An 11,606-nucleotide genomic window follows, 5' to 3' on the forward strand; every position below is an offset into this window, starting at 1 on the left:
ACTTCCCGAACGACCGTAGGAAGTGATAACTTCTTTTACTTCAATCAATTCCCTCAGTTGCGAAACTTGAATAAAAAAATATAAATATGCCAAATCTGAAATCATTAGCAAAAGACACAGCCATCTATGGATTGAGCAGCATCGTAGGACGCTTCCTCAACTATCTGCTTGTGCCGATCTACACCGCATCCATGCCGGCATCGGGCGGTGGTTATGGTGTCATCACCAACATGTATGCCCTGACAGCATTCATTCTTGTATTGCTGACCTTCGGCATGGAGACCACTTTCTTCCGTTTTGCCAATAAGGAAGGGGAGCATGCAGAACGGGTATTCTCTACTGCTCTGATAGGAGTGGCATCAGCATCAACATTGTTTTTCATAGCCATTCTGCTACTCATCACTCCCGTCAGCACCTTCCTTGGCTATGCCGACCATCCGCAATATGTGTGGGTCATGGCGCTTACCGTTGCTATCGATGCCGTGCGTGCCATCCCCTTTGCCTATCTCCGACAACAGAAGAAAGCGTTGAAATTTGCAGCCCTGCAGATGCTGAACATCGCCATCAATATTGCACTCAACATCATCTATTATATCGGTATGGACGGTCATGATCCCGGTTATGCCTTCTATATCAACCTCGCCACATCAGCAATCGTCACACTCTGTCTCTTCAAAGAACTGTGGGGCATACGTTACGGCTTCGATTCACAACTGATGAAGCGCATGCTGAACTACAGCTGGCCTATCGTCATCCTGGGTGTGGCAGGCATCCTCAACCAAGTGGCAGACAAGATTCTCTTTCCTTTTATCTATCCCGGAAAAGATATGCACACCCAACTTGCCATCTATGGCGCTACGGTGAAGATTGCCATGATTATGGCTATGATCACACAGGCCTTCCGCTATGCTTATGAACCATTCGTGTTCGGCAAGTCGAAAGATAAAGACAACGATCAGATGCAGGCTTCTGCCATGAAATACTTCATCATCTTCACCCTACTGGCGTTCCTTTGCGTGATAGGTTGGATGGATGTGCTCAAGCGCATCATCGCACCCGACTACTGGGAAGGACTGCGCATAGTGCCTATCGTAATGGCTGCCGAAATCATGATGGGCATCTATTTCAACCTGTCGTTCTGGTACAAACTGGAAGATAAGACCTATTGGGGAGCAATCTTCTCCGGTGTGGGCTGTGCCGTTCTCATCAGTATCAACGTCATCTTCGTACCGCGCTATGGGTATATAGCCTGTGCATGGGCAGGGTTTGCCGGCTATCTGACAGCGATGACCCTCTCCTACCTCGTAGGACGAAAATACCATCCGATAGCCTATCCGATGCGCGATATTGCCCTCTATGTGGTATTGGCAGCGGCTGTATTCTTCGTGATGCAAGCCACCAACCACCTCTCTACCGCTGTTGCCATGGGAGTCAACACCATCTTCATCCTACTCTATACCGCCCTTGTGGTAAAGAAAGACTTCCCATTGGGCAGTCTGCCCGTTATCGGTAAATACTTCCGGAAACATCAAAACAAATAATTATAACACTATGAAAAGAAAAGCAATGTTACTCTTCGGCGCTTTGATGGCCCTGTCTGTCAACAACGCCAAGGCCGACGAAGGCATGTGGACACTCTACAACCTGCCGCCAGCCATCTATGAACAGATGAAACAGGAGGGATTCCAACTCCCTATGGAACAACTCTATCAGAGCAGCAATGCCGTGAAAAATGCCGTTATCAACTTTGGAGGCTATTGCTCAGGCGTTGTGGTATCTCCCGATGGACTCGTATTCACCAACCACCATTGCGGTTTTGAATCTATCCGTAGCCACTCTACCGTAGAGCACGACTATATGCTCAACGGATTTGTTGCCAACTCGTATGAAGAGGAATTGCCCAACAAAGATCTCTTCGTAAGCTTCATGGTGGAACAAAAAGACGTGACCGACGAATTGCGCAAACTGGGCATGAGCAGCCTCGCTATCGGCAAAGTGGGCGAATGGGTGGATTCTGTAGAGAATGCCTGGCAGAAAGACATCCGCCAGAAAGACTCTACGTTGCGTGTAGAAATCAAGCCTTTCTACGAGGGCAACAAATACTATATGACAACCTATCGCGACTTTACCGACGTGCGTCTGGTATTCTCTGTGCCCAAATCGATGGGTAAGTTTGGTGGAGAAACCGACAACTGGATGTGGCCCCGTCAGACTTGCGACTACTCTGTATTCCGCATCTATGCCGACCCAAAGACCAATGGTCCTGCCGCTTACTCCAAAGACAACGTGCCCTATCATCCTGCATCATGGGCACCAGTATCAATGGATGGCTATAAACCCGGCGATTTTGCCATGATTATGGGATATCCCGGCAGCACCAGCCGCTACCTGAGCAGCTATGGTATCAAGGAACGCCGCGATGCTATGAATGCTGTTATGGCTCAGGCTCGTGCCGTAAAACAGGAAATCATGCTCCGCCACATGCGTGCCGACGAAGCTGTGCGCATCAAGTACGACTCGAAATATGCCCACAGCTCCAACTACTGGAAGAACTCCATCGGTATGAACAAATGTATCGATTCCATCGGACTCATCAGACAGAAACAGGAGTTTGAAGCCAAATTGCAGCAATGGCAACAGGAGTCTGGCTATCTGAAAGGATTGCTCGACTTTGCAAAACTGGAAAAACTCTACGCTAATCGATTCTCTGCCCTGCGTGCCCTCTACTATTGGAACGAGACTTGGGGTCGCGAACCAGACCAAATGAGCCTTCGTGCTAAGCGCATCCACAACGGCATGGAGGTGAAAGGTCCGGAAAACAAGAAGCAGAAACAATATGTGGAGTTTAAAGACAATCGCAACGAGTGGGATGAAGCTACAGACCGCGAACTGCTTGCCGCTATGATGAAAAACTATAGCGAGCATGTGGAAAAGCATTATCACCCTGCATTCTTCACCACCATCGAAGAGAAATACAAGGGCGATTTCACCGCCTATGTCAACGATCTCTACGACAAATCGCTGCTGATGAAGGACAATACTCCTATTTATATTAATAAGAAGAGCTATGCCAAAGACCTCGGTGTGCTGTTCGGTCAAGACCTCATCGAGACCATGGGTGCCATCCGTGCCGACCTTTCTGGTAGTGCCGACCAGATTGAGGAACAGGAGAAATGGCTCTGTGCTGCCAAACTGCGCATGGAACAGGATCTTCCTAACTATTCGGATGCCAACTTCACACTCCGCATGACCTATGGTCAAGTGGGCGAATATACCCTTGGCGGCAAACCTTCTGGCTACTATACCGATGCTCGCAGCCTCTGGGAGAAGATGCAACGCGCCAACGACAACTTCGAATACTTTGCCGAACCCGTCATGCACGAACTGCTCTCGGCAAAAGATTTCGGTGCTTATGCCGACAAAGAGACAGGTACGCTGCAACTCTGTTTCCTCTCTAACAACGACATTACCGGCGGTAACTCTGGTTCTCCTATCTTCAACGGTAAGGGCGAACTGTTGGGCCTTGCCTTTGATGGCAACTGGGACAGCCTGTCGAGCGATATCTTCTTCGACAAGCAGTTGGCACGTACCATCAACGTGGATGTGCGCTATATGCTCTACATGATGGATCGTTGGGGCCATGCCGACCGTCTGCTGAAGGAAATCGGCATCAAGAAATAAGATGAATGATAACCCATAGCAAAGGGAGCAGCACCGTAGTGTTGCTCCCTTTCTTTTATTAGAATCGTTGCCCATACCCCGATATGGTATGCTCAACGACTATCGTCCCATTTGGTCGTTAGGTTTTATCACAAACCAGATGTTAGGGCTTATCCCCTATCGGTCGTTAGTTTATTTCTTCTTCGGACGACGACGTGCCCAGCCTTCCTCGCTGAAGTCGGGCTCTTCACCACGCAAGCGCATAGAGTCTGGATTCATCAGCGATCGCCAATCATTCATATCTTCATGATTCTGATGGCGTGCAGCTCCCCTTGAACCACGTTGCTGACGACCGTCGTTTCTGTCGGCACGACCATAACCTTTAGCGCCACGGCCTTCGCCACGTCCACTACGACCCTCGCTACGCTGATTGCGTGGAGCAGACTCGGAGGAACGTCTGCCGTTTCCGTGTCCAGCCTCATCAGCATCGTTGCAGCGCACTTCACGGCGCTTATAGTGCTGTCCGTTGAGGTTCTGCATCACGCGGTCAGCATCTTCCTCAGGAACTTCTATATAAGAGAACTTGCCCAAAAGGTCGATATGTCCCACCTGTACACGTCCTGGCACACACTTATTGAGGAACTGCATCACTTCGCCAGGATAGAAACCATCGTCCTTGCCTAAATTGACAAACAAGCGGCGGTATCCGGCTTCAGCCTTACGCGGTCCGTTCTGACGAGTACGACGGTTGCCATCTGCTTTACCTTCGCCCCTTGCAGCCTTGGCACTACGGCTATCGGGCTTGATGATTTCGGGTGCATTCTTATAATAGTCGAGAAATTTACCGAAGGTGATTGTCACCATCTTCTTGATAATATCCTCTTTGTCGATATATTCAAACTGACGGTTGATTTCTTCCATATAGGGAGCAATCTGCTCATCATCAACATCAGTCTTCATAATATCGTCCATGGTCTTGAAAAGCTGTTTCTTGCAAATCTCCTCAGGAGCAGGCAACGTACCATCCACAAAGTCCTTACCAATCTGTTTCTCTATCTGTCTCACCTTGAATTTCTCTTTGGTATGGATGATAGAGATAGACGTTCCCTTCTTGCCTGCACGTCCGGTACGACCGCTACGATGGGTGTAGCTCTCAATATCGTCGGGCAATCCGTAGTTGATAACATGGGTAAGATCATCCACATCAAGGCCTCGTGCTGCAACATCGGTAGCCACAAGGAACTGTACGGTGTGCTGGCGGAACTTCTGCATGGTCAGGTCGCGTTGTTGCTGACTGAGGTCTCCGTGGAGTGCCTCGGCATTATATCCATCCTTGATGAGTTTGTCGGCAATCTCTTGTGTTTCTATCTTAGTGCGACAGAAGATAATGGCAAAGATGCGAGGATAGAAATCTACCACTCGTTTCAATGCAAGATATTTATCACGTGCATTGACCAGATAATAGATGTGGTTCACATGTTCAGCACCTTCGTTTCGTGATCCCACCACAATTTCCTTATGGTCATGCAGATAGTTGAGTGCTATTTTCTCAATATCCTTACTCATAGTAGCCGAGAAGAGCAATGTGTTTCTATCGGCAGGCACACACTCGAAAATAGCATTGATACTGTCAGAGAATCCCATGTTGAGCATCTCGTCTGCCTCGTCGAGCACTACATTATTCACCTGATCGAGTTTAGCAACTCCACGGTTGATGAGGTCGATGAGACGTCCTGGTGTGGCAACGATAATCTGCACACCATGTTTTAGTGTACGTATCTGCGAACCGATATCCGTTCCACCATATACAGCGGCAATATGCATACCATCGATATATTTTCCAAAACTGTTGAGATCGTCAGCAATTTGCAGACAGAGTTCACGTGTAGGACTAAGGATGATGGCTTGTGTTTCTTTTCGCGATGCATCAGTTTTCTGCAACAACGGCAGTCCATAGGCAGCAGTTTTACCTGTTCCTGTCTGTGCCAATGCAATGACATCGTTTTTGTTACCCAACAAATAAGGGATTACTTCTTCCTGTACTGGCATTGGATGTTCGAATCCAAGCTCGTCAATAGCGCGGCGAATCTCTTCGCTGACGCCCAATTCTTCAAATGTTTTCAATGTTTTTTACCTTGATAATATTGCTAATAAAGAAGGCTGAATTCACCCTCCCAGCCATTATCCCACACAAACGATATGGGATCATCAGGGTGCAAAAACCTTCCAAAAATCCTGCAGACCATCATACACATGGTCTAAATTCGTGTGCAAAGGTAGTGCAAACCGAGCGAAATACAAAGAAAATCAGAAATTTTCTTTTATTTCCGAGGTGCAGCCTACCTAAGAGACAAAGTCTCAAAGGTACGAATAAGTGAGTGAAATACAAAAGAAAACTGTTTTTTCTTTTGTATTTTCGAACGTAAGTACCTTCGACGCATCGCGTCAAAGATAATGCAAACCGAGCGAAATACAAAGAAAATCAGAAATTTTCTTTTATTTCCGAACACTTGCAAAGTTGACGCAAAAATATTTTTGTCCTCTTATCAACCAATTTCTTCCTCTTATCTGCACTTATTACCTGTCATCGTATATGGGCATTTTGGCGACTTGTAGAATCTAAAAAAACACAGTAAATTTGCAAGTAGGAAATGATTAAAAAATAACTAAAAACTATACCCATTATGAGAGACTGGACGATACGGTTGCTCCTCCTATTATTGGTTGCTATGCCAATCACAATGGAGGCTAAAGAAAAAGACAAACCACTGATATATGAAGTAAGTTGTGGCGGGGCAGCAAAACAAGGTTTTTTTTTGGTAAAAGAGAAAGCCGGGGGCGGTAAAAAAAAAAACGGCGACAATATCCTAAAGCGTTGCGCTATCCATGGCGTGTTATTCCGAGGCTATTCAGGTGGCGGTGGATGCATTTCGCAACCGCCAATGGCGGGTAGTGCCATGGTTGAACAACAGTATAGCGACTTCTTTATTCCTTTTTTCCGCAAAGGAGGAGGATGCGAGGCTTATGCCACTCTGATAGAAGGATCTATGCAGGTAGTGCGTCAAGGCAAACAGTATATCGTTACCGGCATCATCTCTGTATCCAAAGAACAACTCCGCAAAGATTTAGAAGCAGCAGGAGTGGTGAAACGATTAAACAGTGGATTTTAACCCTAACACGAAAAAATATGAAGAAAACCATTCTCATCAGCATCGCCATATTTATGATGGCAGGTGCAAAGGCACAAGTGGCCATGTCGCCACGAGTAGGATTCGAGACCCAATGTCTCGGTGTGGAGGAAGATGGCACTCAGACACTACGTGTATGGGGATTCGGCAGCAAGAAGAAAGATGCGGTAGAACAAGCTATGAAAACTGCCGTACGTGACATTCTCTTCAAGGGTATTCATGCTGGCATGGAAGGTTGCAACACACGTCCTATGCTGACAGAAGTCAATGCTCGCGAACGTCACGAAGCCTATTTCAACAAGTTCTTTGCCGACGGCAACCGCTTCAAGAAATATGTTTCTTTCAAGGATGAGAAAAAGAAGAAAAAGTCAAGAGAACATACCGAGAGTACGTTGGGAACCCGATGGAGCATTGTGGTAACCGTGAAATGTCCACAGTTGCGCCAACGACTCATCAAAGATAAAATTATTCAGAAAGACTATAAATAGACACGCTATAATAATGAACACAAGGATTAACATTATACTGATAGCATTGTTGGCAATTGCCATGCCATCGTTCGGACAGGCCAAACTGCCGAAATTGATGGTTGTGCCAAGTGATGTCTGGTGTAACGAACACCATTGTATGGATACTGTAGATGTGATGGGCATCAAGGAAATGATTCCCAACTATAAGAAGGCACTACAGGAAAACCGCGACCTGATGGCGGTCATCTCCAAAATCAATACACTCATGGCAGAACGTGGTTTCCCTTTGCAGGACCTCTCACAGACCATCAAAAGTATAGAACGTCTCAATCAAGAGAACAGTGTGATGCGTACCAAGACCTCAGGTGCTGGTTTGGCAGAGAGTCCTGTTGATCGTTTGCGTCGCACGGCTCGTGCCGACATTATCTTAGAAGTAGATTGGGGAGTGAATGTCAATGGACCGAAACGTTCCATTACCTACAATCTCCGCGGACTCGATGCCTATAGTAACAAGCAGGTTGCTGGTGCAGAAGGAACTGGAGCACCATCATTCTCTGCAGAAGTTCCAGTGCTCATAGAAGAGGCGGTGCAAGACCACATGGACAGTTTCACATCTCTGCTCCGCCAGCACTTCGATGACCTTCTTGCCAAAGGCCGCGAGGTTGTTATCGAATTACAGATTCCAGACAACGGACAAGAACTCGATTTCGAAACAGAGTATGACGGTAAGGAACTCGGCGAACTGATTACCGAATGGATGGCAAACAATACCGTAGAACATCGTTTCAACAAGAGCGATGCCACCGAAAACTATCTGCTCTTCGATCAAGTTCGCATCCCACTCTACCACACCAACGGTATGGCTATGGATGCAGAAGGTTTTGCACGCGAACTACGTAAATATCTGAAAGGAGCCCCACGCAACATATCCACAAAAGTAGTCAACCGTGGACTGGGTCGCTGTCTGCTTATTGTTGGAGAAAAATAAAGTATTACGACTATGAAGAAATATATTGCATCGTTTATCATAGCCTGCACAACGGCACTTTCCGTTCAGGCTCAAGAGTGCAGTCTGCCTATTGGCATTGCATTCCAGTCTGGTGCGTCTGCCATTCCAGTATCTTACCAACGAGTGGTAGCAGGCAAACTGCGCCAGTTATTGACAACGAATGGTGTATCGGCAATGGCAGGACTCCATAGCTTTGCATTGGTCCCTGAATATGAAATCATAGGCAAGAGCATCACAGCAGGTCCTCCCCGCCAAACAGTCTGTCAGATACAACTCAACCTAAAGGTGCTCAACGCTGACGATGGTGTTGTATTCTCGGCATATACCACTCAACTCGATGGTGTCGGTCAGAGTGATGCTGCCGCATTCAGCGATGCCGTAAAACGGCTGACGCCACGTCATCAAGGATTGTCAGACTTCATTGCTCAATCTCAAAAAAAGATTGTTGCATACTATGATGCACAAGCAGACCGTATCATTGCCCGTGCCAAGATGCTGGACCAAACCCGTAAGTATGATGAAGCCATCTACGAGTTGCTCATTATTCCCGAATGTGCAGCAGCCTATGATCGTGCGCTATCATGTGTCAAGGAAGTATGGCAACACCGTATCAACACCGAAGGCGAACGACTATTGACCAAAGCCGTTGCCGTTTGGTCTGGTCGTACAAATAGTGATGCTGCTATCGAAGCCGCCAATCTGTTGGCAGAGATAGATCCCGAATCATCAAGTTATGAGGCTGCTATCAAACTTCTTGAGGAAATCAAAGAGAAGGCAGAACTGAATACACCATGGGATATTGCACTAAAAGTCATGGACGACAACATCGATATGGAGCAACGTCGCCTCGATGCTTCCAAGGAAGTAGCTAAAGCCTACGCAGAGAACATGCCACAGACAGAGACCAAACTTCTATTCTTAGATAAATAAATATCTTTAAGCAGAATTTAACTTATAACTCCCGAAACAATGAATATGAAAAATTTAAACTTCAAGTATTTTTTAGGCATTCTTACCGTATGCATCATGCAAGGAGTTTGCAGTAGTTGTTCAAACGATGACAATGGAACAGCTTCTGTCCAAGCATCACTTGCAGGAATTTGGCAAGGTGACTATGCTCAATGGGTCATTCAACCAGATGGCACATACGAGGTAATCAACGAAATAATTAATATCGGACTAAATCCCGGAGAACCGGAGTCTAGTGAATATATCGAATGGGAAGGTAGTGGCAAAATCATCTACAATGGCAATAGTTCTCCTTTAATTATCGAAACTGGAGAAGGGAGCCTTACCATTACTGACTATAAAATAGAACGTGATAAAATTACACTAAAGATGCAAGGCGAAACGGTTACTCTTAACAGAAGGGCTGCTTTCAAAAACAAAGCACCGAAACAACTGAAGAATTGCCGTTTTAACTGCGAAATAGACAGATACTACAATCTTTATTTCGACGAAACAGGAAAGGCGCTCTTCGCAAAGGGTTGTGAATGGGATGGTTTGACAGAACCTATAACATATAATTACACTAAAACAAGTCAGAACACTGCTACTTTGACTTGTAGTTTTACTATAAAATACCCGATGGTGGGTAATTGTTATGGAATAGAAAAACATACCTTGACTTATGATCTTGAATTCAGAGGCACTTATATGGAAAACGGAATAGACAAGATGTATTTTGGAAAAACTATAGCAGAAGAAAAAATTGAGTATGAAGCGTATGACAAAAATGGAAATTTAATTAATGAGTCTTCTTCAACAGATAGTGGATATGAATATTTTGCTATCCGAAACGAATAGAATCAAACAACAACTCATATTTCAATATATAAAAACAGATATCAATATTACAATAACCTCAAAAAAATTATGATTATGAAGAAAACAGTATTTACATTTGCGTTACTTCTTATTTTAGGAATAGGAAACAGTACAGCCCAAACCAATGAAGCAAAACCATTTGAAGGAGAAATAGTGTCTAAAGTAAACTCTTACCAAAAGGTAAAGACCAAACTCAAAACAAAGAATATTATTGCCAAAATGATAGCGGGATCTATTATCAAGAAGAACGTTGATAATAATCCTGATTTTTACAACGGCATCTGTACCACCACCCTTCTTATTAAAGGATCAAAGATACGCGAGCATCATGGTGGTAAAAATAGTGTTACGATTACTCAGACAAATGGAAATGTGACAAAAACTGCCATCTATTATCCCTACATCAAAAAAGGCTATTACTTCACTGATGCTGCTAATAATGCCACAGGAGAAGGAGGAACAACAATTGGTGGTGTGACTATCAACCAGTCAAAAATAGAAAAGACCGGTGAAATGATGGTTGACAGTTACAAGTGTGATGTATATAAAGTAAAGTATGAGTTAGTGTCAGATACTTTGGACAACCATGCTGTGACAAACGTCCACTGCGAATGGGCTGTTATCCCTGATTCTGTTACAGCGGGAAAAGGCAATACACCACTGGCAGAAAGCAGAGTTTTGAAATCCACATCAAATATTGTCGTTCAATCTACATCGGAAATGCTCAATATGGACATGCAGTTTAATATCTCCAGCACTTTAAAGAAAATTACTATGCGCCCTGTTGACGATTCTGAATTTGAGATTCCTGCGGATATCAAAATGGTGGATATAAATGAGAAACCAAAAGAGATGATTAAGATCATACAGGAAAATGCTAAGTATCTCAAGAAGAATGGGCTGTGGCAAGAAGCTCCAGATGAGGCACCCAAGATCTATGACAACCTTTCCGAAGACTGGGATTATTAAAACGTATGAGACTACGATTTATCATATTACTGACAATGGTTTCTTCTGCTGGGTTCGCCCAGCAAGAAGACTCCTTGTTTCTATACAGACGAGGGTCGATATATTCTTTTCCTAAAATCCGCAACTATCATCCAATACACGATTAAGGGTAGATTTATGAGTCGTTAGTAGCAGCTTTCAGTAAAAAGCAACAGCACAACATCAATATGTAGCCACCATCCCCTTACCCCACGATGCGACTTGAGGTAATACGCAGATTCAAACCGGAAAGAAAGGATTCTTATCCGAATTCTGTTTTGAAGGGTCTTGCATAAGCTCGGTTCTCTGTGTAGATATTCAGCACGTATTGCCTTGCAGTCATGATCCACTTGGCAGGTACGGAGATGAATCTGAAGACAAAAGCCTTTATGCGACTCGTTTTCTTGAGCCCAAAAGCCTTGGTGTCAAGCCTGCTCATGATGGTCTTGTAGAAATTGTGTATCA

At 45.0% G+C, this 11,606-nt stretch carries 9 protein-coding genes and 1 pseudogene; 8 read left to right on the forward strand and 2 right to left on the reverse strand.

The window, feature by feature from the left end:
- Positions 1-86 precede the first annotated feature (86 nt).
- Both CIK96_RS04810 and CIK96_RS04815 read left to right on the forward strand, forming a co-directional pair.
- Positions 87-1,541: a lipopolysaccharide biosynthesis protein gene (locus tag CIK96_RS04810; RefSeq protein WP_094439943.1), complete on the forward strand. Its 1,455-nt coding sequence runs from the start codon at positions 87-89 to the stop codon at positions 1,539-1,541.
- 10 nt (positions 1,542-1,551) lie between these two features.
- Positions 1,552-3,681 carry a S46 family peptidase gene (locus CIK96_RS04815; RefSeq protein ID WP_094434804.1) on the forward strand — a complete coding sequence of 710 codons (2,130 nt, stop codon included), beginning with the start codon at positions 1,552-1,554 and terminating at the stop codon, positions 3,679-3,681.
- A gap of 171 nt (positions 3,682-3,852) precedes the next feature.
- On the opposite strand, the gene CIK96_RS04820 is transcribed toward CIK96_RS04815, so the two are convergent.
- A complete protein-coding gene (locus CIK96_RS04820) occupies positions 3,853-5,784 on the reverse strand; it encodes a DEAD/DEAH box helicase (RefSeq protein WP_094391525.1) in 1,932 nt (643 codons plus the stop codon).
- A 617-nt stretch (positions 5,785-6,401) separates the two neighbouring features.
- Here CIK96_RS04820 and CIK96_RS04830 point away from each other — a divergent pair.
- The 6 genes from CIK96_RS04830 (at position 6,402) to CIK96_RS04855 (ending at position 11,123) form a co-directional block, all read left to right on the forward strand.
- On the forward strand, positions 6,402-6,830 hold the full coding sequence (locus CIK96_RS04830) for a hypothetical protein (protein WP_094439944.1): 429 nt from the start codon (positions 6,402-6,404) through the stop codon (positions 6,828-6,830).
- Between the two features lie 17 nt (positions 6,831-6,847).
- Positions 6,848-7,336: a hypothetical protein gene (locus CIK96_RS04835; RefSeq protein WP_094391528.1), complete on the forward strand. Its 489-nt coding sequence runs from the start codon at positions 6,848-6,850 to the stop codon at positions 7,334-7,336.
- 13 nt (positions 7,337-7,349) lie between these two features.
- On the forward strand, positions 7,350-8,306 hold the full coding sequence (locus tag CIK96_RS04840) for a DUF6175 family protein (protein ID WP_094391529.1): 957 nt from the start codon (positions 7,350-7,352) through the stop codon (positions 8,304-8,306).
- A gap of 12 nt (positions 8,307-8,318) precedes the next feature.
- A complete protein-coding gene (locus CIK96_RS04845) occupies positions 8,319-9,257 on the forward strand; it encodes a hypothetical protein (protein WP_094391530.1) in 939 nt (312 codons plus the stop codon).
- 39 nt (positions 9,258-9,296) lie between these two features.
- The gene (locus tag CIK96_RS04850) at positions 9,297-10,133 is read left to right on the forward strand and encodes a hypothetical protein (protein WP_094434814.1); all 837 of its coding nucleotides are present in this window, start codon (positions 9,297-9,299) and stop codon (positions 10,131-10,133) included.
- A gap of 75 nt (positions 10,134-10,208) precedes the next feature.
- Positions 10,209-11,123 carry a hypothetical protein gene (locus CIK96_RS04855; RefSeq protein WP_144007486.1) on the forward strand — a complete coding sequence of 305 codons (915 nt, stop codon included), beginning with the start codon at positions 10,209-10,211 and terminating at the stop codon, positions 11,121-11,123.
- 280 nt (positions 11,124-11,403) lie between these two features.
- Here CIK96_RS04855 and CIK96_RS04860 read toward each other — a convergent pair.
- Positions 11,404-11,606, reverse strand: a pseudogene (locus CIK96_RS04860) (IS1380 family transposase); the annotation flags it as partial.

Source organism: Prevotella sp. P4-98 (assembly GCF_002251405.1).
Lineage (GTDB): Bacteria > Bacteroidota > Bacteroidia > Bacteroidales > Bacteroidaceae > Prevotella.